Genomic DNA, 22,131 nt, shown 5'->3' with positions numbered 1-22,131 from the left:
CCGATCCTATGCCCGCGGCAGCCACGGCCTCACGGTCTATCAAAGCTGCACGTCTGGCGGAAGCGATGCGATGGCGATCAGGCGATCACGCCGGTCGCCCGCCCAGCGGCCTCGAACATCGCGACCACCTTGGCCATCTGCTCGGGCGTATGCTCTGCGCAGACCGAGCAGCGCAGCAGGAACATGCCGGCCGGTGTCGCGGGCGGACGCGCGACATTGACGTAGAGGCCGGCCTCCAGCAGCCCGTGCCACATCCGCACCGCCTGTTCCTGGTCGTCCAGGATCACCGCGACGATCGCCGATTCCGGCTCGTCGGTGGGCAGGCGGAAACCAAGCTGCTTCAGCCCGCCATGCAACTGGCGCGTATTGGCCCACAGCCGCTCGCGCTTGTCCTTGGCGTGCATCAGCTTGCGGATCGACGCAGTTGCGGACGCGACTACCGCGGGCGGCAGGCTGGCGGTGAAGATATAGGGGCGACAGACGAAGCGCAGGATCTCGAACTTCGGGTGGTTCGACACGCAGAAGCCGCCGACCGTGCCGACCGACTTGGAAAAGGTGCCGATCACGAAATCGACCTCGTCCTGCAGCCCCTGGTCCTCATAGACGCCGCGGCCGTTGGGGCCGAAGAAGCCCATCGAATGCGCCTCGTCGACCAGCACCATCGCGCCATGCTTCTTGGCGACGGCGACCATCTCCTTCAGCGGTGCGATGTCGCCCAGCATTGAATAGACGCCTTCAAGGACGACCAGCTTGCCCGGCTCCTTGGGCAGGCGACCCAGCCGCTTGTCGAGATCCTCGACCGAATTGTGGCGGAAACGCACGACCTCCGCATTGCCCATCGCGCACCCGTCATAGATCGACGCATGGCTGTCGGCGTCCAGGATGATGTACTCGCCCTTGGCCGCAATGGCAGAGATGACGCCGAGGTTCGCCTGGTAACCCGTTGAAAAGACGATCGCGCCCGACATCCCGTAGAAGTCGCGCAGCGCCTGCTCGACTTCCATATGGTCGTGGAACGTGCCGTTCAGCGCGCGGCTGCCGTTGGTGCCGCTGCCGAACTTGTCGAACGCGTCCTTGCCCGCGGCGATGACGTCAGGATCGAACGTCATGCCCATGTAATTGTAAGTGCCCAGCAGGATCGTCTCGCGGCCCTTGATGACCGCGACGGTGGGGCTCTTCACCTCCTCCATGACGATGCCGAACGGATCGCGCACGCCGCTGTCGAGCAGCGCCTGGCGCTCGGCGATCAGCGGCGCGAACTTGTCGAACAGGTCGCGTTCCGGAGCCACGGTGGCAGGCTCGACGGGCAGGGCTTCAGCCTGGAGGCCGGTTTCGGTCATGTGTTCAATTCCCAACCGTTCACATCGGGTCGTGTCCATTCACCGGGCGCACCGCACCCGGCCACGTTCCTGGTCATCCGTCGCGAAGAACAAGCGTCGCGAGGGACGGGTCGTTCAGTTCTTCAGCTTGGCCACGGCATCGGCAAGCTGACCCACCGTTTCGATTTCCGCCTGCATGTTCATCGTGATGATGATGTCGAATTCGTCCTCGATCGCGGCGACGAAATCCATCACGGTCAGCGAATCCCATTCGAGATCGCCCTGGAACGTTGTTGCCTCGGTCACCGTCACGCCCTTCTTGTTGAAGGGTTCGATCTGGGCCTTGACGGTGTCGAAGATGCTGTCGCGCTCGCTCATGCCGGGTCCTTAGCTGCAAGCGGGCGAGGTGCCAATCGAATGCGGCGGAAGCGTGGTCATCCTGCGATGGCGTACGCCCGCGCGGTCTGCGCCATGCCCTGATCCAGCGGGATCTGCGGCGCCCACAGGCTCGCGGGCGGACGATGATCGGCGCGCGCGGTCCAGTCGGGGTGGCTCAGATACTCGACCCGGTCGAGCGTCAGCTTCGCCCCGCCACCGCGTAACTTGCGGTCCATCCGCGCCGCGACCCGCATCAGCGGCTTGGGCAAATGCATCGGCATCACCCGCCGCCCGACCGCGCGCCCGATCGCCGCCGCCAGATCGGCATGGGTCAGCGTCTCGCCATCGTCGACTTCGTACAATTCATGCGCCCCCGGCCGCTCGGCGAGCAGCACCAGCAAACGCGCAAGGTCCTCGACATGGATCAGCGACACGCGCCCCGGCGGCGGCAGGAAGGCAAGGCCAAGCCGCGCCAGCCGGAACATGTCGCGCATCTCGGTATCGCCGGGGCCATAGACGCCGGTCGGGCGAACGATCGTCCAGTCGCTGGCGCTCTCGGCGACGATCGTCTCCGCCTCGCGCTTCGACCAGCCGTACATCGACAGCTGCGGTTCGCGCGCCGACAGCGACGACACATGCACCAGCCGCCGCGTGCCCGTTGCGCTGACGACCGCGCGCGTGCCCTCGATATTGCCGGCGACGAAGCCCGCCTTGTCAGGTGCATTGACCACCCCGGCGATATGGATGACCGCATCGGCGCCCTCGACCAGCGCGGCGAGGCTCGCGGCATCGTCGAGCGCCCCCGCCACCCAGGTGACGCCGTCGCGCGCCGCCTGCGGCCGTCGCGTCAGCGCACGAACTTGATGCCCCGCCGCCAGCGCCGCATCGATCGTCGCCCGGCCAACAAAGCCGGTCCCGCCGGTCAGCGCCAGGATCACAGCAGCGCCATATGGTTGCGGTGGATCAGCGCGGCACGCGGCGCATAGCCGAGCAGCGCCTCCTGCTCCTCGCTGCGCCGTCCCAGCAGGCGCTGCATCTCGCCCGCATCATATTCCGCCAGCCCGCGCGCGATCGGCCCGTCGGGCCCCGCGATCGTCACCACGTCGCCCCGCGCGAAATCGCCCGACACTGCGATCGCCCCCGCTGCCAGCAGGCTGCGCCCACCGGCAAGCGCCTGCGCCGCGCCGGCATCCACGGTCACCACGCCCTTCGCCGTCAGCCGCCCCGCCAGCCACGCCTTGCGCGCCCGCGCGCGTTTCTCTGGCAGGAAGATCGTGTGCCGCGCGTTGGTCGACAGCGGCCGCTCGATCCGCCCCGATGCGATCGCCAGCGCGACTCCCGCGCCGGTCGCGATCCGCGCCGCGGCGATCTTCGACACCATCCCGCCCGATCCCATGCCGGATGCCGAGCCATCGTCCGCCATCCCCGCGATCCGCGCGTCGATCTGCGCCACTTCCGCAATATGCACCGCGCCGGGCTGCGCCGGGTTGCGATCATACAGGCCGTCGATATCGGACAGCAGCACCACGCCGTCCGCCCCCGCCGCCTGCGCCACCCGCGCCGCCAGCCGGTCATTGTCGCCAAAGCGGATCTCGGCCGTCGCCACGCTGTCATTCTCGTTGATGACCGGCACGGTACCCAACTGCAGTAGCCGCCCCAGCGTCGCTGCGGCATTCAGGTAGCGGCGGCGATCCTCCAGATCGTCCAGCGTTACCAGCATCTGCGCCGCGGTCAGCCCGTTGGCGGCGAGCACCTCGGCCCAGGTCTGGCTGAGCGCGATCTGCCCTGTGGCCGCCGCCGCCTGCGCATCCTCCAGGCTCGCCCGCCCGCCACGCGGCAGGCCCAGCCGGCGCGCGCCCAGCGCAATCGCGCCCGAGGAGACGATCGCCACCTGCTGCCCCGCGTCGGCGCGCGCTGCGACATCGGCGGCAATCCCCGCCAGCCAGTCGCGCCGCACCGCGCCCGACGGATCGACGAGCAGCGCCGAGCCGATCTTCACCACGAGGCGCGGGCAGGAGGCGGGCGGAAACAACATGGCTCGATCCGTTATCGCGCGGCGCGCCAATGGGGAAGGGCAACGGGCCAGGCGGGGGAGAGGGGCAACCCCCGCCGCCGCCTCAGCCCTGCAACCGCAGCGCCACGTCGTTCATGAACCGCACATCGTCCCCCGCCGCCAGCGTCGGCGCTTCGGAGGCCAGCGCGCCGAGCAGGTCGGTCAGCGCATCGATCTCGCTCTTGGCGTAATTGCCCAGCACATGGCCGGTCACGCGGTCCTTGTGCCCCGGATGACCGATGCCGATCCGCACGCGGCGAAACTCCGGCCCCAGATGCTGGTCAATCGAGCGCAGGCCATTGTGCCCCGCCAGCCCGCCGCCCATCCGCACCTTCACCTTCATCGGCGCCAGGTCCAGCTCGTCGTGAAACACCGTCAGCGCCTCGACGCCCAGCTTGTAGAAACGCAGCGCCTCGGCAACGCTGCGGCCGCTTTCGTTCATGAAGGTCGCGGGCTTCAGCAGCAGCAGCTTCTCGTTGCCCAGCCGGCCTTCACGCACCCAGCCCTGGAACTTCTTCGCCGTCGGGCCGAAATCATGCACCTCGGCGATCGCATCGACCGCCATGAAGCCGACATTGTGCCGCTGCATCGCATATTGCGGGCCCGGATTGCCCAGGCCGACCCATAGCTGCATCACCAATCCCATCGTCTCACTGGCGTCTCAGCGCCGTATCACGTGGCGCCCAAACGAAAACGGGCGGGGGGCGTTGCCGCCACCCGCCCGCGAACCGTGCCGCCCCGGGCGGCACAGGACGATATTACTCGCCCGCAGCTTCCTCGGTCGCCTCGGTCGACGTGTCGCCCTCGGACGACTTCAGCGCCGACGGTGCAACCACCGTCGCGATGGTGAAGTCGCGGTCGTCGATCGCCGACGTCGTGCCCTTGGGCAGCGTCACGGCCGAAATGTGGAGCGAATCGCCCACTTCCAGGCCCTTCAGCGAGATCGTGACTTCCGACGGGATGTCGCTCGCGTCGCACACCAGCTCCAGCTCGTGACGAACGACGTTCAGCACGCCGCCCTTCTTGAGGCCCGGGGCTTCTTCCTCGTCGACGAACACCACCGGCACCGCAACGGTGACGGTCGTGTGCGCGCTGATGCGCAGGAAGTCGACGTGAACCGGACGGTCGGTGACCGGGTGGAAGTGCACGTCCTTGGGCAGGGTGCGCTCACCGTTGATCATCACGACGGTGTTCATGAAGTGGCCAGTGCCCAGTGCCTTCACAAGCGCCTTTTCCTCGAGATGGATCGAGGTCGGTTCCTTGTTCTGGCCGTAGATCACGGCGGGTACGCGGCCGTCACGACGCAGCGCCCGGGAGGCTCCCTTGCCAACCCGGTCACGCGTCTCGGCTGCGAGCGTCAGCTGGTCGCTCATCAATATTCTCCGAAACTCATGTATGTCCTTCCGCGCCACGCCTCCAGGGATGACCATGGCCGGAAGCGGGCGCGCATAGCGGGGAGGGGCGCGAAAGGCAATCCTCGCGGCCGAACCTGCGCCCGCCGGTCTGCCGGGCTCAATACTTAACCCGCACCGCCTTCAGTCTGTACTTGCCCAGCTGCGCCTGAACGCTGTCGGGCCCGGCGAGGTGCCCCGCGCCGACCGCGATGAAGACGCGGCCGGGCGTGCGCATCCGCTCCGCGATCCACGCCGCCCATTTGGCGTTGCGATCGACCAGCAGCGCCTTGTTCACCTCCGGCGAATCCTTCAGGCTGTCGTTCATCGTCTTGGCCAGGCCGTCGGGATTGCCCTTGGCCCAATCGGACACCATCCGGTCCATCGTCTCGCCGGCCTTGGGCAGCTCCTCCACCGTCGACGTCAGCAGCTCGAGCTGCGCCTTCTGCGACAGCGAATCGAAAATCGACATCTGGCCCTCGAACGTCTCCAGCCCGATGACCTGCTTCTTCTGCGCCTTGGCCGCCTTGGTCAGCACGCCTTCGGGCCCGTTGCTGGCGTCATAGCCCAGCTTCTGCACCGGCAGCGCCGACAGGCTGATCGCGGCGAACCACGGCTGCATCCGCTCGAACGTCGCGCGCGGCAGCTTGTTGTCTTCCAGCGCCTTGATGAACGGCTGGCGCTTGTCCTCCGGCAGCTTCTCGATCAGCGACTGGCCGGACGGGTCGAACGCCTTGGACACGACGACACGCTCCTGCGTCTCCTTGTCCGGCTCCACCATCTCCAGCACCAGCGTGCCCGACCGGTCGAACGCTTTCTTCACCGCCTCGTCGAACCATGACAGGCCCGGCTTCAGGACGTGGATCGTCCCGAACAGGTAGATCGTCGTATCCTTGTCCTGCACCACCCACAGCGCGGGGTCCGCATCCTGCGCCACGACGGGTGCCGGCTGGGCGCAAGCGGGCAGGGTGAAGGCGAGGCCGACGGACGCAAACAATGAGGTGAAGGGTCGAAGCACGGGTCTGGGCAACCTTCCTGATCGTGGCGGCCCCAGCCTAGCGGGGGCCTTGCCTGTTGGCGAGCCATCCGCCATTGCCCGGCGCGCGATGAACGCCACCTCAACAGACGCGCCGTTAAGCTTCCAGGACATGATCCTGCGCCTCCACTCCTACTGGGGGGCGCGGGGCTGCGCCATTCTGCAACCCTATGACATGCGCATGGGCGCGGGCACCTTTCACCCGGCCACGACGCTGCGCGCGCTCGGCCCGGAGCCGTGGAACGCCGCCTTCGTCCAGCCCAGCCGCCGCCCCACCGACGGCCGCTATGGCGAGAACCCGAACCGGCTGCAGCATTATTACCAATATCAGGTGATCCTGAAGCCCAGCCCGCCCGATCTGCAGGAGCTGTATCTCGGCAGCCTCGCGGCGATCGGCATCGATTTCACCCGCCACGACATCCGCTTCGTCGAGGATGACTGGGAAAGCCCGACGCTGGGCGCCTGGGGCCTCGGCTGGGAAGTGTGGTGCGACGGGATGGAGGTGACCCAGTTCACCTATTTCCAGCAGATGGGCGGCTTCGACTGCAAGCCTGTCGCGGGCGAGCTCACCTACGGGCTCGAACGGCTGGCGATGTACATCCAGAACGTCGACAATGTGTACGACCTGCGCTTCAACGACGCCGGCGTCTCCTACGGGGACGTGTTCCTCGAGAACGAGCGGCAGATGTCGACCTGGAATTTCGAGGTCGCCGATACCGACACGTTGTTCGACCTGTTCCGCAAGGCCGCGGCCGAGTGCGAGAATTGCCTCGCCGCGAAGCTGCCGATCCCGGCCTATGAGCAGGCGATCGAGGCAAGCCACATCTTCAACCTGCTGAACGCGCGCGGCGTCATCTCCGTCGCCGAGCGTCAGGCCTATATCGGCCGCGTCCGCGATCTCGCGAAGGGTGCCTGCACGGCGTATATGGAAAAGAATGCCGAAGGCTGGAAAGCCCGCTTCCCGAACTGGAGCGCGGCATGACCGATTTTCTGCTCGAACTGCGCTCGGAGGAAATCCCGGCGCGGATGCAGGACAAGGCGCGCGAGGATCTCGCCCGCCTCTTCACCGCCGAACTCGCCAAGGCGGGGCTGAAAGCGGCCGAACTCGTCACCTACGCGACGCCGCGCCGCCTCGCGCTGATCGCGCGCGACCTGCCGGCTGAGACTGCGGCGGTGAGCGAGGAGCTGAAGGGCCCGCCCGCCGACGCGCCCGACGCTGCCGTCGAGGGCTTCCTGCGCAAGGCCGGCCTGACCCGCGACGCGCTTCAGACCCGTGAGGTGAAGGGTCGCGCCACCCTGTTCGCGGTGATCGACAAGCCCGGCCGCGCCACCGCCGACGTGCTCGCAGAAGCGATTCCGGCGATCATCCGCGCCTTCCCTTGGCCCAAGTCGATGCGCTGGGGCGATGCCTCGATCTCCACCGAAAGCCCGCGCTGGGTTCGCCCGTTGCAGGGCATCGTCGCGCTGTTCGGCGACGATGTGGTGCCGTGCACGATCGCCGGCGTCGAAAGCGGTGCGGCCACTGTCGGCCACCGCTTCCACCACCCGGGCATCATCACCATCGGCAGCGCGGCCGATTATGTCGAGAAGCTGCGCGCCTGCCATGTCATCGTCGACCAGAACGAACGCCGCGCGACGATCGCGCTCGGCGCGAAGCTCGCCGCGAACATGGCCGGCCTCACGCTGATCGAGGATGAGGGGCTGGTCAGCGAGAACGCCGGCCTGACCGAATGGCCAGTGCCGCTGCTCGGCCGCTTCGACGCGGCGTTCCTCGACGTGCCGCCAGAGGTGATTCAGCTCACCGCGCGCGTGAACCAGAAGTATTTCGTCTGCCGCGACGCCGGCGGCGCGCTCGCCAACGCCTTCGTCTGCACCGCGAACATCGATGCGGCGGACGGCGGCGAGCGGATCGTGGAGGGCAACCGCAAGGTGCTCGCCGCGCGCCTCGCCGACGCGCGCTTCTTCTACGAGACCGATCTCAAGGTGCCGCTCGCCGATCAGGCGAAGAAGCTGGAAAAGATCGTCTTCCACGAAAAGCTCGGCACCGTCGCCGACAAGGTCGACCGCGTCGCGAAGCTCGCCCGCTGGCTGTCCGAGGAAGGCATCGTCAAGGGCGCGAACCCCGACCTCGCCGAGCGCGCCGCGCGCCTCGCGAAGGCCGACCTCGTCACCGGCATGGTCGGCGAATTCCCCGAGCTTCAGGGCCTGATGGGCGGCTATTACGCCGCCGCGCAGGGCGAACCCGCCGAAGTCGCCGAAGCGATCCGCGATCACTATAAGCCGGTCGGGCAGGGCGACGACGTCCCCACCGCGCCGGTAACGGTTGCCGTGTCACTGGCGGACAAGCTCGACAGCATCACCCAGTTCTTCGGCGCCGACCTGAAGCCCAGCGGCTCCAAGGATCCGTTCGCGCTTCGCCGCTCCGCCTTGGGCATCCTCGCGCTGATCCTCGACAACGGCCTCCGCTTCCCGCTGTCACGCATCGTCAGCGGCGACGTGCTCGATTTCTTCGCCGACCGCCTCAAGGTTCAGCAGCGCGAAGCCGGCGTTCGCCACGATCTGATCGACGCGGTGTTCGCGCTCGGCGGGGAGGACGATCTCGTCCGCCTGCTCGCGCGGGTGAAGGCGTTGCAGTCGTTCGTCGGGACCGAGGATGGCGCAAACCTCCTCGCTGGCTACAAGCGCGCGGCCAATATCCTGAAGAAGGAAGATTATCTGGCCGACGCCGCGCCATCCGCGGCCGATTATGACCGGGAACCGGCCGAAGCTGCTCTGGTCGCCGCGCTGGATGCGGCCGAACCTGCCTCGGCCGATGCAATCGCCAACGAGGATTTCGAGGCGGCGATGGCTGCGCTCGCGACTCTGCGCGCGCCGATTGACGCATTCTTCGACCAAGTGATCGTAAACGATGCCGATTCCGGAAAACGTGCCGGCCGTCTGGCGTTGTTGGCGCGGGTCCGCGCGGCGGTTCACGCGGTCGCTGACTTCTCCCGCATCGAAGGGTGAGGGGGTAAACGGTTACATCTGTTTGGGTGCCGCTTTGTACTTGCAATCCGGCGTCCGGGCGTGTGTTGCGACGCACATAACGAGTTTCAGGAGGCGATAACCCATGGCGACCGCGGTCAAGACCCAGGCGGATGAACGGTACGTCTACCGCTTCGGTGGCGGCGTTTCCGACGGTGGTAGCGGGGACAAGAACCTCTTGGGCGGCAAGGGCGCGAACCTCGCCGAAATGGCCTCCATCGGCCTCCCGGTCCCTCCTGGCTTCACCATCAGCACCGCCATGTGCACCCGCTATTATGAGGAAGGCGAAACCTTTCCCGACAGCGTGCGCGCCGAAGTGGCCCAGGGCATCGCCCATATCGAGGCGATCACCGGCAAGACGTTCGGCGACGCCACCGACCCGCTGCTGGTCTCGGTCCGCTCCGGCGCCCGCGTCTCGATGCCGGGCATGATGGACACCGTCCTCAACCTCGGCCTCAACGACCAGACCGTCGAGGGGCTCGCCAGCGCCAGCGGCGATGAGCGTTTCGCCTGGGACAGCTATCGCCGCTTCATCCAGATGTATTCGGACGTCGTGCTCGGCCTCGATCACGGCGCGTTCGAAGAGGCGCTGGAAATCGCCAAGGAAGACAAGGGCTTCACCCTCGATACCGAGCTGTCGGCGGCTGACCTCAAGGCGCTGGTCGCCGAGTTCAAGGGCCTGGTCGAGCAGCAGCAGGGCAAGCCGTTCCCGCAGGACGTGCATGACCAGCTGTGGGGCGCGATCGGCGCCGTGTTCGGCTCCTGGCAGTCGGACCGCGCCAAGGTCTATCGCCGCCTCAACGACATTCCCGGCAGCTGGGGCACCGCCGTCAACGTGCAGGCGATGGTGTTCGGCAACATGGGCGACACGTCGGCGACCGGCGTCGCCTTCACGCGTGACCCCTCGACCGGCCACAATGCCTATTACGGCGAATTCCTGATCAATGCGCAGGGCGAGGACGTCGTCGCCGGCATCCGCACCCCGCAATATCTGACCAAGGCCGCGCGTGAAGAGGCGGGCGCCAAGCCGCTTAGCATGGAAGAGGCGCTCCCCGCCGCCTACACCGAGCTTGCCGCCGTGTTCGACCAGCTGGAGCGGCATTACCGCGACATGCAGGACATCGAATTCACGGTGCAGCAGGGCAAGCTCTGGATGCTCCAGACCCGCTCGGGCAAGCGCACCGCGAAGGCGGCGCTGAAGATCGCGGTCGACATGGCCGCCGAAGGCCTCATCACCCGCGAGGAAGCGATCGCGCGCGTCGATCCGCAGGCGCTCGATCAGCTGCTACACCCGACGCTTGATCCTGAGGCGGCACGCGACGTGCTGACCAAGGGGTTGCCGGCCTCGCCGGGCGCGGCGAGCGGTGCGGCGGTGTTCACCGCCGACGCGGCCGAAAAGTGGGCCGCCGACGGCAAGGCCGTGATCCTCGTGCGCACCGAAACCTCCCCCGAGGACATTCACGGCATGCACGCGGCAAAGGGCATCCTCACCGCGCGTGGTGGCATGACCAGCCACGCGGCCGTGGTGGCGCGCGGCATGGGCCGCCCCTGCGTTTCCGGCGCCGGTGCGCTCTCGATCGACGCCAAGGCGAAGATCGCGCGCGTCGGCGGCCGTGAGGTGAAGGAGGGCGACCTCCTCACCATCGACGGCGCGACGGGCGAAGTGATGGCGGGTGAAGTCGCCACCATCCAGCCGGAACTGGCGGGCGATTTCGGCACGCTGATGGAATGGGCCGACGCGGTCCGCCGCCTGAAGGTGCGCGCCAACGCCGAAACGCCGCTCGACTGCCGCACCGCGCGCGATTTCGGCGCCGAGGGTGTGGGCCTGTGCCGCACCGAGCATATGTTCTTCGAGGCGGATCGCGTCACCGCGGTGCGCCAGATGATCCTCGCCGAGGACGAGGCCGGCCGCCGTGCCGCGCTCGAAAAGCTCCTGCCCGAACAGCGCAGCGACTTTGCCGAGATCTTCGAGGTCATGGCCGGGCTCCCCGTCACGGTGCGCCTGCTCGATCCCCCGCTGCACGAATTCCTGCCGCACGAAGAGGCGGAGTTCAGCGAGGTCGCCAAGGCGGCCGGGGTTGACGTCGACGTGCTCAAGCGTCGCGCAGCAGAGCTGCACGAATTCAACCCGATGCTCGGCCACCGCGGCTGCCGCCTCGGCGTGACCTATCCCGAAATCTACGAGATGCAGGCCCGCGCGATCTTCGAGGCGGCGCTCGACGTCGCGGACAAGTCGGGCGAGGCGCCGATCCCGGAGATCATGATCCCGCTGGTCGCCACCAAGCGCGAGCTGGAGCTGATGAAGGCCGTCGTCGATCGCACTGCCAAGGCGGTGTTCGAGGAGCGCGGCAAGACCGTCGAATATCTGGTCGGCACCATGATCGAGCTGCCGCGCGCTGCGCTGCGTGCGGGTGAGATCGCCGAGGCGGGCGAGTTCTTCTCCTTCGGCACCAACGATCTGACGCAGACCACGCTCGGCGTCAGCCGCGACGACGCCGGCCGCTTCCTCGGCTCCTACGTCGAACAGGGCATCTACCCGAAGGACCCGTTCGTCAGCATCGACGTCGAGGGTGTCGGCGAATTGATCAGCCTGGCAGCGGAGCGTGGCCGCGCGACCAAGCCGAACCTGAAGCTCGGCATTTGCGGTGAGCATGGTGGTGATCCGGCATCGATCGCCTTCTGCGAAAGCGTCGGGCTCGATTACGTGTCGGCCTCGCCCTATCGCGTGCCGATCGCCCGCCTCGCCGCGGCGCAGGCGGCGCTGAAGAGCGGCCGCAAGGCGTAAGGTGCCAACGGAGCGATCGGGCCGGATGAACCGGTCCGATGCGCTCCGCTGTCCACATAAAAAGAGGCCTTGCCGCAAATCCTCGCGGCGAGGCCTCTTTTACGTCCAGCTCAGCAGCGGCAGATCACGCCGCGCTCAGCTGCTCGTCGTGGCGCGATTGTTCCAGTCGAACCAGCGCGCCCGCGTCGTGCCGGCGGGGCGCGCCGCCGATTGCGCCACCGTGCGGTTCGGCGCGACAGGCTCGCGGACGTGCGTCTCGGTGACCACGGGTGCGCTGGGCGCAACCGGTGCGCCCGGCGTTGCCGCCGCGAGGCGCGCATTCTCGCGCTCCAGTTCCTTGATCCGCGCGTCCCGCTCCGCCAGGCGGCTGTCGAAATCCTTGCGGTTGCGGCTGTGGACGTCGCGCTCATCGGCATAACGCTGCTTCCACTTGCGCCCGCCGGGATGACTGGCGAGACCGAACAGCCAGCCAGCGATCAACGCGACGGCAAGCGCCAGCCACTGCGTGGGGGTGCTGAAGAGCATGACGAACCTCCTGTTACGCAGGTTCAACGATGCCGCGGATCGTGCGTTCCCGCCTGTTATATGTTGCCGTTGACGAAGGAGTCGCTGATCGAGCAGGCGGCCGGCCCCAGGATGACGATGAACAGCACCGGCAGGATGAAGAGGATCAACGGCACCGTCATGATCGCCGGCAGCCGCGCCGCCTTTTCCTCCGCGCGCATCATGCGCTCGTTGCGGAATTCGGCGGAGAGGACGCGCAGCGCGCTGGCCAGCGGCGTGCCGTACTTCTCGGTCTGGACCATTGTGGTGACGATGCCCTTCACCTCGTCCAGCGCCACGCGATGGGCGAAGTTCTCGAACGCCGCACGCCGGTCGGTGAGGAAGCCGAGCTCGATCGCGGTCAGGGCAAATTCGTCGCCGAGCTCCGGATAGGCCTTGCCCAGTTCCTTCGCCACGCGGTGAAAGGCCGCGTCCACCGTCAGGCCCGCTTCGGCGCAGATCACCAGCAGGTCGAGCGCGTCGGGCAAGCCCTTGCGGATCGCGTCCGACCGCTTGGTGATCTTATTCTTCAGGTAAAGGTCAGGCGCCTTGTAGCTGAGGATGAAGGTGCAGGCGACAAGGCCGTAGCGCTTCAGCGGGCTCCAGTCGCCGAACGTGTCGGTGCCATAGACGACGAAGACCATGAAGCCGCCCAGGACGATCGGCAGGACAAGGCGGCCAAAGATGACGCCGACTGCCCATTCCTTCTTGCGGATGCCCGCCTGCAGCAGCTTGGTCTGCGCTTCCTTGACCTGGCTGTCCTGCAGGACCTTCAGCGATTCCAGGATGTCGCGGATCTTGTCGGCGCTCTCGCTTTTCTGGACCAGCTTCGCCCGGCGCTTGCTGGTCGAGGCGGTGATGCCGGCCTTCAACTGCTCGCGCCGGTCGTTCAGCGCCTTGACGCGCTTCGCCATCGGATCGCGGACGCTGAGCGCGGCATAGATTGCGACGAGGACGGCGCCGGCTGCGATCGCCGCCAGGATGGTCGCGACCCACAGGACGTCGACACCGAGCAGCGTTGGGGTCTGCGTGGGTTCCATATCAGATCTCGAAGCTGACCATCTTGGCCATGATGAAGGCGCCGATCGACATCCAGATCATCCCCCCGACCCCGGCGACGATCAGTCGCTGGTCGACGAAGAAGTTCTGCATGTACGCGCTGTTCACGAACCAGATCAGGATGAACACGATGAACGGAAGGGCGCCGATGATCATCGCCGACGCCTTCGATTCCGACGACATGGCCTTGATCTTCAGCTTCATCTGCGCGCGCTGACGCAGCACGGTCGCCAGGTTCTGCAGCGTTTCGGCGAGGTTGCCGCCGGTCTCCCGCTGGATCGCGATGGTGATGACGAAGAACTGGAATTCCTTGGTGCCCAGCCGGTCTGCCGTTTCCTGCAGCGCGACGTCCATCGAACGGCCGATCTTCATCTTGTCGGCGACGGCGCGGAACTCTTCCCCGACGGGGCCCTCCACCTCGCTACCCACGACCGCCATCGTCTCGGTGATCGGCAGTCCTGAGCGCAGGCCGCGCACCAGAAGCTCGATCGCATCCGGGAACTTGGCGTTGAACGCCTTCACACGCTTATTGATGACATAGCCGACCGCGAAGTGCGGGATGCCAGCGCCCATGCCGAGGCCCAGAAAGAGCGCCAGCAGCAGCGGAAAGCCCAGAAGCAGCAGGAGCAGCAGCGTTCCCACGAAGATGCCCAGCGTCGTCGCGCCATATTGGCCGACGGTCCATGGCTTGCCGGTCATCGCCAGGCGCTTCTGCAACTCCTCGGGCCGGGGCAGGAAGCGCATCGCTGCCTGGTCGGTTCTGGTCGCGGTTCGCCCGGTGATCCGCCGCATCTGCACTTCGACGGCGGTGTTCGCGTTGGGCGAGTGGCGGTCGCGGACCGCGGACAGCCGCCGGTCGCCGGCGCGCTGCGTCGACGGTCCGCTCAAGGCGAAGAACAACAGGCCCAATGTGGTGAGCGCGCCGATCGCGAGAAGGATCACCGGTAACAGGGGCATGTCTTGGTCCGTTCTCCTGGCAACAGCAGGGCAGGCCCCTCTTCAGGGTGCCCGCGCAGGATCATTTCTTGGCGGCTCGCTTGGGCACCAGACCCTTGAGGTCGGCAAACTTGCCCATCAGCGACGTCCCCGCGCGACGTGGCGCCTTGGCCTTGGCCGGCGCACTATCGTCGGAAATGAAGCACAGGCGCGTCACCAGATCGACGATCGGCGCGACCGTCTTGGAGGCCTTGCCCACCTCGTACAGCGGCTTGCCCAGCTTCGCGGCCTGCGCGGCCAGCTTCTGGTCGAACGGCACCACGAAGTCGATCTTGCGCTCGATCGAGGTTTCGAAATCCTTGCGGCTGATCTCCAGCTGCTGGCCGGGATGCACCTTGTTGGCCAGCACCAGCACCTGGGCGTCCGGCGCATTGGATTTCAGCCACGATAGCAGGCGAATGCTGTCGCGCGCCGCAGCCAGCGTCAGCTCGCTCACCAGGACAATCGTCTGCGCATCCTTCACCAGATGCGGGTAGTTCACCAGCATCGATCGCGGCAGGTCGACGACCGTGCATTCGAACGCGGCACGCATCTCATCCTGCAATTGATGGAATGCGCCGCCATCGGTCATGATCGGGGAATTAATCGGCGCCTCGGCCGACAGCACGGCCAGCTTGTCCGACGCGCGCACCATCGCGCGTTCGATGAACAGCCCGTCGATGCGGCTCGGATTCTCGATGGCGTCGGTCAGCCCGCGGCCGGGTTCCAGATCGAGCGCGAGGGCACCGGTGCCGAAATGCACGTCGAGATCGAGCAGCGCGGTGGAGCGGCGCTCCTTCTGGCTCATCAACCAGGCCAGCGAGGTCGCGATGGTCGACGCGCCGGCCCCGCCACGCGTGCCAATGACCGCGACCGAGCAATGCGGGTGCTCCGCCGCCGCGTCGATTACCTTGGGCGCGTTCAGCAGCGCCTGCGCCTGCGAAAACGCCTCGCGCAGCACGTCGCCGCTCAGCGGCTTCAGCAGATAATCCTGGATGCCGCTCGCGACGAGATCGCGGTACAGGCGGACGTCATTGACCTGCCCCGCCGCGATCACGATCGTCCCCGGCTCGCAGACCTCGGCAAGCGAATTGATGTCGTTCAGCGGATCGCCCGATTCCGCCAGGTCGACGAACAGGATGTGCGGCGACGCGGTGACCGACAGGGATTGCACCGCATTGCGCAGGCCGCCCTTGTGCACCTTCTCCGCCGACCAGCCGAGTTCGCTGACGATCGGCCGCAGCGTGTTGGCCGTCCCCTCGTCGCAGACATAGGCGACGAAATCTTCGCGAGCGGCGGCGCCCGCCGGCTTCCATGGCGCGTTCATTTCGCTTGGCCTCCCGTGCTTTCGCTGCGAACCGCGGTGCCACCGCCGCCGGTCGGCTCGGCCTTGCGGAAGCGGTCGATCGCCTTGGTCGCGACCGCCGGATCGGACAGCCCGCGCGTGGTTTCTCCGCGCACCAGATCAGTCGGGTTCGCGACCATCGCGGCCAGATTGGAATTCACTGCGCAGCCGTGGTTGGACCCGGTGTGCCCCTCGAAATCGGGCTGGTACATCCGGCTGTGGTCCGGACAGCCCGGCACAGAGGCGCGCGCGCGGCTGACGACGACGCGCGCCGTCCCGGCCGCGATCGGCGCAGCGGTGACCGGCGCCTCGTCCGCGATGAGCAGGCCAAATCGGGCTGCGGCCGCGGCCACATCCGCGCGGGTCGCCGGATCGCGTGCCGGATCATCGACCGATATCCGGTCGCCGTAGCCGACCTTGAGCGAGCCCATCCAGGCGCCAAGCCGTTGCGCCTCGCCGGGCGCCAGCCCCTCGGGGCCCGCCCCGACGTCAAAGGCATAGTCGGCGCGCGAGACGACCGGCTGGTGAACCGATTCCAGGCCGCGGTTGGCCGTGCCGCCGCACGCGCTGAGCAGCAGCGCGGGGGCAAGGCAGGGGAGAATAGTGCGCGAGAGCATGATGCTGTTCCTGACCATGATCATCAATTGAACGAGAAGCCGGGGGCAGGGGCGGCGCCCTTGCTCTTGCGGTCCTTCTTGCCCTTGTCGCCGGCGACCGCCTTGGGCTCGGGTCCGGCGCCGGGCAGCATCGGCGGTGCTGCGGGCGTGATCGGCGTCACCGCGCCGATTGCGGGTGCGACCGGCGGGCCGGCCTCCAGCGACGGCTTGGGCCGCTCGCCGCCCGTCGTACCGGCCGACAATTGCCCCAGCAGCACGCGCTCCACATCGGTGGGGGATTTGTACCCGTCGGTCGGCAGCTTGATGTCGTTGCCGTTGACCGGCTGCACCAGATACGGCGTGATGACGATCACCAGCTCGGTCTCGTTGCGCTGGAAACCGTTGGAACGGAACAGCGCGCCAAGGATCGGAATGTCACCGACGCCCGGGGTCTTTTCGATCGAATTGTTGTGGTTGTTCTGCAGCAGCCCCGCGATCATGAAGCTCTGGCCGGATCCGAGTTCGACCGTCGTTTCGGTACGCCGCGTGGTCAGGCCGGGCACCTGGGCGCCGCCCACGGTCACGGCGTTGGAATAATCGAGCTGCGAAACCTCCGGCCGAACCCGCAGAGAGATGCGGCCGTCCGACAGCACCGTCGGCGTGTACGCCAGGCTGACGCCATATTGCTTATATTCGACGCCCACGCCGCCCAGTCCCTGCGCGATCGGGATCGGGATCTCACCCCCGGCAAGGAAGGTGCCCGTCTCACCGGAAAGCGCGGTCAGATTGGGATTGGCGAGGCTCGTCACCTGGCCGATCCGTTCGCCCAGATCGAGCGCGCCGACCAGGTCGAGACCAAGAAGCCGGGTCAGATAGCCGATGGTGGTGCGCTCCCGGCCCGGCGTGATCGTCGTCCCGGGGCGCTGCACGATCTGGCGGGTGATCGGGTCGATCGTATAGCCCTGAACACTCTGGCCGACGCCGAGTGGCAGGTTGGGATCGGTCGTCACGTAGCTTGCCGGCGGACGGCCGCTGCCGATGCCGAACTTGAACCCGCCGGAGCCGTCGATCGTCGACAGGTTGCTGCCGATGTTCTTGACGAAGCTGCGGCTCACTTCGGCGAAGCGCACCTGCAGGTTGACCTGCAGCGGCGTCGCGGTGCGCAGGCGGCTGACGACCCGCACCTCCTCGCCGACGAATGCTTGGACCAGGCGTTCTGCCTCGGCGCCATCCTCGGGATTGGCGACGGTGCCGGTCAGCAGGATGATGCCGTTCATCGTCGTGGCGGTCACGGCCGCCTCCGGCATCGCGAGCGACAGCATCTGGCTGAGCGAGTCGAAATTGTTGCCGACGCGAACCGTGCTTGCATACACCACCGCGCCGCCCTTCGCCGTGGCCGAGATCGTCGTCTCACCCGGCTTCTTGGCGAACACATAGAGCTGCGTGGGCGAGCGGACCTGGACGTCGGCAATCTCCGGATTGGCGACGAACAGGTCGCTCATCGGTCGCGACAGGGTGATCAGCTGGCCGCGATTGGTGGCGATCTGCAGGACGGAGGACGGCCCCCGTGCGGCGGCATTCTGCGCCGGGGCCGCGGCAGGCGTTCCCCCGATGGCGACCACGCCAAGCGCGGCGGCGACCGGCCACTTCATGGCTGATGAGCGGAAACGCATCTCAGTTCTTCCCCCCGACCGGCACTTCGGTCACATTGTTGCCGCGGGCGATGCGGACCACCGGGCCCGACACGCGCGCTGGCGCTCCCGGATAGGTGGCGGGCGGTGACCCCGCTATCGGCCCTGCGGTGCTTACTATCGCCGCCGGCTGTTCGGTCCGGCCCGGCACTGTGCGGCGCTGGAAGCGCGACACGTCGGCGCCGACCGCATAGGTGGGATTGCCCGTCTGCGGCGCGCTGGCGAGTTGCAGCATCATTGCGCGCTCGGCCTTGGCGTCGGAGCCATCCGGCACCTTCACGTCGCCCGAGGCGATTGCCTGTTCCAGCTCGGCGGCATTGTCGGCGATCGATCGCAGCGACAGCGACAGCGAGCCGAGCGTCTGCGCCACGGCGATTTCCTCCGCGATCTTGGGCGTCGCCTCGATCGTCACGGTGGAGAAGGTCTGCACGACGGTATTGCCGGCCTCGTCCTTTTCCTGGCTCGTACGCTGATCGGTGGCCAGCACGCGCAGGTTGCGCATGATCGTCTCGGCCGCCTTCAGCGGCGGGCCGTCGCCACCACCCTCGACCTCCTGCGTCAGCAGCAGGTCGATCCGGTCGCCCGGAAAGACGAAGCCAGCGACGGAGGATTGCGTCGATACCGGCACGGTGACGGCGCGCATGCCAGGCCCCAGCGCCGCCGCCAGGAAGCCGCGATCTCCCGGCTTCACCAGCGCGCCCTGGGTCACCGGCTGGCCTGCCGTGATCGGGTTGCGCACCACGGTGCCGATCACCGCCTTCATGTCGAACTCGGCGCCTTCCTGGAAATAGGCGCCCTCGACCAGTTCGGCCGGCCACGGCTGGAACTTGACCGCGCCCGGATCGATGATCGTGCCCACCGGCAGCGCGCGGGTGGCGACCAGCACCTTGGGGCCCTGCGGCACCATCGCCGGATCGCCGGGAACGGCGGAGGCCTGCGGCGCGCTCGAGCCCATGATCAGCGTGCGCGCCATGAAAGCCGTCACCGCCGCAACGATGAGTGCCCCCACCAGCAATATAAGCTTGCGACTATCCATTGATCATCGTGCCTTTCGCATCAGCGCTGGCCAGTTCTGTCCATGCTGTGGCATCATAAGGTAAAGTGGTTAAGAAGCGGTTCGCGCAGGATCATCAGTCCGGCTATTGCGATCGCCACGCCATAAGGGACTTCGGGATTGCCCGCGGTCTTGCGAATTCTGTGGTCGAGCAGCATCACGACTGTGATGAGGCCGCCGACGATCGACATGACCAGCAGGATCTGGATCAGCGCCGGTACCGGCACCCAGAGCGCCAGCGCGGCGATCATCTTCACGTCGCCGCCGCCCATCCACCCGAAGTGAAAGGCGACGCAGAAGGCGGCGAGCACGATCAGCGCGACGCCGACCTGGATCGCCATGTCGGGCCACGGCGCCATGCCGATCGACACCCACCACAGCGGCGCGAGCAAGGCGATCGCCGCGTTCTTCCAATTGGCGATCTCGCGCACACGCGCGTCTTCGATGCCGGCCGAAACCAGCAGCAGCGCGAGTCCCAGCGGCAGCGCCCAGGAAAGAAATTCCCACCCCATGGAAAAGGGCCACTAGACGGAATGGCTTGCGAAACCGTAACCAAGCCGCTTCATCATGAACACGCATCCCCCGATCCGCCGGGCGATACCGGACGACGCGACGGTGTCTTACTGGCGCGCGCCCGACGGCTGGCCGCTGCGGCGCTTTGACTGGCCCGGCAGCGGGCGCGGCGCCATCCTGTTCCAGACCGGTCGCGGCGACGTGTTCGAGAAATATCTGGAATCGTTCGATCACTGGCATCGTGCCGGCTGGTCGGTCACCGCGCTGGACTGGCGCGGGCAGGGCGGGTCGGGGCGCCTGTCACCCAACCCCCATGTCGGGCATGTCGAGGATTTCGCGCCGCTGGTGGACGATCTCGCCGCCTTCTGGCGCAGTTGGGACGCGCCCGGCCCGCGCATCGTCATGGGCCATTCGATGGGCGGCCACCTGGTGCTCGGCGCCCTCCTCGACCGGGTGATCGATCCGGCGGCGGCGGTATTGATCGCCTCGATGCTGGGCCTTCGCTCGCCGTTCCCGGCACATGTCGCGGCCTGGGTGGCGCGCGCGATGTGCAGGATCGGCAACCCCGCGCGCGCGGCATGGAAGGCCAATGAACGGCCCGGCAGCCGCTTCGGCCGACAGCAATTGCTCACCGCCGACGCGGATCGCTATGCCGATGAGCAATGGTGGTACCAGCAGGTGCCGGAGCTTCAGCTCGGCCCGCCAAGCTGGCGCTGGCTGGCCCGCGCCTTTGCCTCCACCCTGGCGCAGCAGAATGATCCGCGGCTGAAGACGCTGACCCTGCCGATCCTGATGCTGGTCGCCGAGCAGGACCGGCTGGTTGACCCGCGCGCCGCGCTGCGTGTGGCCGACAGATTGCCCAACGTGACGGTGCAGCGCTTCGGCGCCGAATCGGCGCACGAAATCCTTCGCGAGGCCGATCCCGTGCGTAACCGCGCGCTAGCAGCGATTGATGCCTTCCTCGCCGGGCAGCGCGGATGATGTACGACATCGCGATCGTCGGTGCCGGCATGGCCGGCGCCTCGCTCGCGGCCGAGATCGGCGACCGCGCGCGCGTGCTGCTGCTCGAGGCGGAGGAGGTGCCCGGCTACCACGCAACCGGCCGCTCCGCCGCCTTCTGGTCCGAAACCTATGGCGGCACCGGCATCCAGCCGCTGACGACGGCGTCTGGCGACGCGCTGCGCAGCGGAGGCTTCCTTGAGCCGCTCGGCTCGCTGCACATCGGGCGCGCAACCGATGCGCCCGCGGCCGATGCGTTCCTGACCGAATTTGCCAACAGCGGGGTGGCGCTGACGCCGGTCGACCCGCGCGATCACGTCGCGGGTCTGCGGGACGGCTGGACGATCGGCATCATGGAGCCGAGCTGCGCCTATATCGACGTGGCTGCCCTGCATGCCGCCATGCTCGCCCGCGCCCGGCAGGCCGGAGCAAGCCTGGTGCTACGCGCGCCGCTCACCGGTGCGACGTGGACGGCCCGGGGGTGGCAGCTGGAAACCCCCGGCGGCCGGTATCAGGCGGCGCTGCTGGTGAACGCCGCCGGCGCCTGGGCCGATGCGGTCGCTGCAACGGCAGGCGCGGCGCCGCTCGGCATCCAGCCTTATCGCCGCACCATGGTGCAACTGGCGACCCAGCCTGCGCCGCCCGCCGGCATCCCCCACATCGTCCATGTTGGCGGTGATTTCTATTTCAAGCCGGAGGCTGGTGGCCGCCTGTGGCTCAGCCCGCATGACGAGACGCCGGCGACGCCCGGCGACGCGCAGCCGGAGGAGCTCGACGTCGCCATTGCGATCGACCGGTTCGAACAGGCGGTCGACTGGCGCGTCGTCCAGGTGGAGCGCAAATGGGCGGGCCTGCGCAGCTTCGCGCCGGACCGTCTCCCGGTCTATGGCTTCGATCCCGTCATGCCCGGCTTCTTCTGGTTCGGCGGGCAGGGCGGGTTCGGCATCCAGACCGCCCCCGCCGCGGCATCGATCGGCGCATCGCTCCTGCTGGGAGCGCGCCCGACGCTCGGCATCGATGTGGACCGCTACGCCCCCGCGCGCTTCCGCAAGGACTAGCCCCGGCCCGCGCGCCGATCAGCCGCGCTTGTGTCGCATCTCCCATAAGATGCGAACAGTAACATTCCAAAATCAATGACCTAACTCATTTTCTAATCCTCATAAGCTGTCGATGCGTGACCCCCATAAGTTGGCGATGCACGGCCTTCGATGCCCCAAAAGATGGCGGCGGTCTCTTGTTATGGGTTATAGGACGACTTCTAGCCCAGCGGAAGATCGACGAGGAAGTACGAGCCTGTGGATCGGCGTGGAAAAGGGACCCCGGTAGCGGGGTGATCGGCGTCGAAAAGGGACCCCTCATCCCGTTGGTCT

General features: G+C 67.3%; 20 protein-coding genes. 5 read left to right on the top strand and 15 right to left on the bottom strand.

What is annotated here, in order from left to right; genetic code table 11:
* Positions 1-77: 77 nt before the first annotated feature.
* The 7 genes from spt to ACH0BU_RS11275 all read right to left on the bottom strand — a co-directional run bounded on the left by spt (position 78) and on the right by ACH0BU_RS11275 (position 6,159).
* Positions 78-1,340 (bottom strand): serine palmitoyltransferase, encoded by a 1,263-nt coding sequence (gene spt / locus ACH0BU_RS11305; RefSeq protein WP_145119358.1) that lies wholly within the window; start codon positions 1,338-1,340, stop codon positions 78-80.
* Positions 1,341-1,454: 114 nt separating this feature from the next.
* Positions 1,455-1,697 carry an acyl carrier protein gene (locus tag ACH0BU_RS11300; RefSeq protein ID WP_145119356.1) on the bottom strand — a complete coding sequence of 81 codons (243 nt, stop codon included), beginning with the start codon at positions 1,695-1,697 and terminating at the stop codon, positions 1,455-1,457.
* A gap of 56 nt (positions 1,698-1,753) precedes the next feature.
* Positions 1,754-2,635, bottom strand: a complete 882-nt coding sequence (locus ACH0BU_RS11295) for an NAD-dependent epimerase/dehydratase family protein (protein WP_296222943.1) — start codon at positions 2,633-2,635, stop codon at positions 1,754-1,756.
* Positions 2,632-3,732 carry a glutamate 5-kinase gene (gene proB / locus ACH0BU_RS11290; protein WP_314470287.1) on the bottom strand — a complete coding sequence of 367 codons (1,101 nt, stop codon included), beginning with the start codon at positions 3,730-3,732 and terminating at the stop codon, positions 2,632-2,634. The genes ACH0BU_RS11295 and proB overlap by 4 nt, the downstream gene beginning before the upstream one ends.
* Before the next feature lie 82 nt (positions 3,733-3,814).
* On the bottom strand, positions 3,815-4,384 hold the full coding sequence (pth, locus tag ACH0BU_RS11285) for an aminoacyl-tRNA hydrolase (protein WP_314470289.1): 570 nt from the start codon (positions 4,382-4,384) through the stop codon (positions 3,815-3,817).
* A gap of 124 nt (positions 4,385-4,508) precedes the next feature.
* Complete coding sequence (locus ACH0BU_RS11280) at positions 4,509-5,123, bottom strand: 50S ribosomal protein L25/general stress protein Ctc (protein ID WP_046410939.1); 615 nt, start codon at positions 5,121-5,123, stop codon at positions 4,509-4,511.
* A 139-nt stretch (positions 5,124-5,262) separates the two neighbouring features.
* Complete coding sequence (locus ACH0BU_RS11275) at positions 5,263-6,159, bottom strand: TraB/GumN family protein (protein ID WP_296222882.1); 897 nt, start codon at positions 6,157-6,159, stop codon at positions 5,263-5,265.
* A 130-nt stretch (positions 6,160-6,289) separates the two neighbouring features.
* Between ACH0BU_RS11275 and ACH0BU_RS11270 the strand changes: the two genes are divergently transcribed.
* The 3 genes from ACH0BU_RS11270 to ppdK all read left to right on the top strand — a co-directional run bounded on the left by ACH0BU_RS11270 (position 6,290) and on the right by ppdK (position 11,986).
* Positions 6,290-7,159: a glycine--tRNA ligase subunit alpha gene (locus tag ACH0BU_RS11270; protein WP_046410936.1), complete on the top strand. Its 870-nt coding sequence runs from the start codon at positions 6,290-6,292 to the stop codon at positions 7,157-7,159.
* The gene (glyS, locus tag ACH0BU_RS11265; protein WP_314470293.1) at positions 7,156-9,183 is read left to right on the top strand and encodes a glycine--tRNA ligase subunit beta; all 2,028 of its coding nucleotides are present in this window, start codon (positions 7,156-7,158) and stop codon (positions 9,181-9,183) included. Before ACH0BU_RS11270 ends, glyS begins: the two co-directional genes overlap by 4 nt.
* A gap of 103 nt (positions 9,184-9,286) precedes the next feature.
* Positions 9,287-11,986, top strand: coding sequence for a pyruvate, phosphate dikinase (gene ppdK, locus ACH0BU_RS11260; protein ID WP_296221790.1), 2,700 nt, complete (start codon positions 9,287-9,289; stop codon positions 11,984-11,986).
* Between the two features lie 135 nt (positions 11,987-12,121).
* On the opposite strand, the gene ACH0BU_RS11255 is transcribed toward ppdK, so the two are convergent.
* The 8 genes from ACH0BU_RS11255 to ACH0BU_RS11220 all read right to left on the bottom strand — a co-directional run bounded on the left by ACH0BU_RS11255 (position 12,122) and on the right by ACH0BU_RS11220 (position 19,761).
* Complete coding sequence (locus ACH0BU_RS11255; protein WP_046410931.1) at positions 12,122-12,511, bottom strand: hypothetical protein; 390 nt, start codon at positions 12,509-12,511, stop codon at positions 12,122-12,124.
* Positions 12,512-12,567: 56 nt separating this feature from the next.
* A complete protein-coding gene (locus tag ACH0BU_RS11250) occupies positions 12,568-13,569 on the bottom strand; it encodes a type II secretion system F family protein (RefSeq protein WP_046410929.1) in 1,002 nt (333 codons plus the stop codon).
* Position 13,570: 1 nt separating this feature from the next.
* Entirely contained in the window at positions 13,571-14,545 is a 975-nt protein-coding gene (locus tag ACH0BU_RS11245) for a type II secretion system F family protein (RefSeq protein WP_046410928.1), read from the bottom strand.
* A 61-nt stretch (positions 14,546-14,606) separates the two neighbouring features.
* Positions 14,607-15,890: a pilus assembly protein CpaE gene (locus ACH0BU_RS11240; RefSeq protein WP_314470297.1), complete on the bottom strand. Its 1,284-nt coding sequence runs from the start codon at positions 15,888-15,890 to the stop codon at positions 14,607-14,609.
* The gene (locus tag ACH0BU_RS11235) at positions 15,887-16,525 is read right to left on the bottom strand and encodes a CpaD family pilus assembly lipoprotein (protein ID WP_082103256.1); all 639 of its coding nucleotides are present in this window, start codon (positions 16,523-16,525) and stop codon (positions 15,887-15,889) included. The genes ACH0BU_RS11240 and ACH0BU_RS11235 overlap by 4 nt, the downstream gene beginning before the upstream one ends.
* A gap of 23 nt (positions 16,526-16,548) precedes the next feature.
* Positions 16,549-18,156, bottom strand: coding sequence for a secretin GspD/PilQ domain-containing protein (locus tag ACH0BU_RS11230; protein WP_314470300.1), 1,608 nt, complete (start codon positions 18,154-18,156; stop codon positions 16,549-16,551).
* Positions 18,157-18,178: 22 nt separating this feature from the next.
* Positions 18,179-19,231, bottom strand: coding sequence for a Flp pilus assembly protein CpaB (gene cpaB, locus ACH0BU_RS11225; RefSeq protein WP_125945754.1), 1,053 nt, complete (start codon positions 19,229-19,231; stop codon positions 18,179-18,181).
* Positions 19,232-19,284: 53 nt separating this feature from the next.
* Positions 19,285-19,761 carry an A24 family peptidase gene (locus ACH0BU_RS11220; RefSeq protein WP_296221583.1) on the bottom strand — a complete coding sequence of 159 codons (477 nt, stop codon included), beginning with the start codon at positions 19,759-19,761 and terminating at the stop codon, positions 19,285-19,287.
* 55 nt (positions 19,762-19,816) lie between these two features.
* On the opposite strand from ACH0BU_RS11220, the gene ACH0BU_RS11215 reads away from it, so the two are divergent.
* Positions 19,817-20,743 (top strand): alpha/beta fold hydrolase, encoded by a 927-nt coding sequence (locus ACH0BU_RS11215; RefSeq protein ID WP_296221585.1) that lies wholly within the window; start codon positions 19,817-19,819, stop codon positions 20,741-20,743.
* Positions 20,740-21,819 (top strand): NAD(P)/FAD-dependent oxidoreductase, encoded by a 1,080-nt coding sequence (locus tag ACH0BU_RS11210; protein WP_296221587.1) that lies wholly within the window; start codon positions 20,740-20,742, stop codon positions 21,817-21,819. Before ACH0BU_RS11215 ends, ACH0BU_RS11210 begins: the two co-directional genes overlap by 4 nt.
* The last annotated feature ends 312 nt before the right edge of the window (positions 21,820-22,131 follow it).

Origin of the sequence: Sphingomonas olei (assembly GCF_045369765.1) — a bacterium.
Classification (GTDB): domain Bacteria; phylum Pseudomonadota; class Alphaproteobacteria; order Sphingomonadales; family Sphingomonadaceae; genus Sphingomonas; species Sphingomonas panaciterrae.
The sequence above is the reverse complement of the archived record's forward strand: the minus strand, read 5'-3'. Positions and strand labels throughout refer to the sequence as shown.

Bases quoted from the DNA above. Each gene is read 5' to 3' on its own strand.
- spt (WP_145119358.1), bottom strand. From the start codon at position 1,340: ATGACCGAAACCGGCCTCCAGGCTGAAGCCCTGCCCGTCGAGCCTGCC.
- ACH0BU_RS11270 (WP_046410936.1), top strand. From the start codon at position 6,290: ATGATCCTGCGCCTCCACTCCTACTGGGGGGCGCGGGGCTGCGCCATT.
- proB (WP_314470287.1), bottom strand. From the start codon at position 3,732: ATGTTGTTTCCGCCCGCCTCCTGCCCGCGCCTCGTGGTGAAGATCGGC.
- ACH0BU_RS11240 (WP_314470297.1), bottom strand. From the start codon at position 15,890: ATGAACGCGCCATGGAAGCCGGCGGGCGCCGCCGCTCGCGAAGATTTC.
- ACH0BU_RS11215 (WP_296221585.1), top strand. From the start codon at position 19,817: ATGAACACGCATCCCCCGATCCGCCGGGCGATACCGGACGACGCGACG.
- ACH0BU_RS11220 (WP_296221583.1), bottom strand. From the start codon at position 19,761: ATGGGGTGGGAATTTCTTTCCTGGGCGCTGCCGCTGGGACTCGCGCTG.
- pth (WP_314470289.1), bottom strand. From the start codon at position 4,384: ATGCAGCTATGGGTCGGCCTGGGCAATCCGGGCCCGCAATATGCGATG.
- ACH0BU_RS11255 (WP_046410931.1), bottom strand. From the start codon at position 12,511: ATGCTCTTCAGCACCCCCACGCAGTGGCTGGCGCTTGCCGTCGCGTTG.
- ACH0BU_RS11210 (WP_296221587.1), top strand. From the start codon at position 20,740: ATGATGTACGACATCGCGATCGTCGGTGCCGGCATGGCCGGCGCCTCG.
- ACH0BU_RS11245 (WP_046410928.1), bottom strand. From the start codon at position 14,545: ATGCCCCTGTTACCGGTGATCCTTCTCGCGATCGGCGCGCTCACCACA.
- ACH0BU_RS11280 (WP_046410939.1), bottom strand. From the start codon at position 5,123: ATGAGCGACCAGCTGACGCTCGCAGCCGAGACGCGTGACCGGGTTGGC.
- ACH0BU_RS11300 (WP_145119356.1), bottom strand. From the start codon at position 1,697: ATGAGCGAGCGCGACAGCATCTTCGACACCGTCAAGGCCCAGATCGAA.
- ACH0BU_RS11230 (WP_314470300.1), bottom strand. From the start codon at position 18,156: ATGAAGTGGCCGGTCGCCGCCGCGCTTGGCGTGGTCGCCATCGGGGGA.
- cpaB (WP_125945754.1), bottom strand. From the start codon at position 19,231: ATGGATAGTCGCAAGCTTATATTGCTGGTGGGGGCACTCATCGTTGCG.
- ACH0BU_RS11235 (WP_082103256.1), bottom strand. From the start codon at position 16,525: ATGCTCTCGCGCACTATTCTCCCCTGCCTTGCCCCCGCGCTGCTGCTC.
- ACH0BU_RS11250 (WP_046410929.1), bottom strand. From the start codon at position 13,569: ATGGAACCCACGCAGACCCCAACGCTGCTCGGTGTCGACGTCCTGTGG.
- glyS (WP_314470293.1), top strand. From the start codon at position 7,156: ATGACCGATTTTCTGCTCGAACTGCGCTCGGAGGAAATCCCGGCGCGG.
- ppdK (WP_296221790.1), top strand. From the start codon at position 9,287: ATGGCGACCGCGGTCAAGACCCAGGCGGATGAACGGTACGTCTACCGC.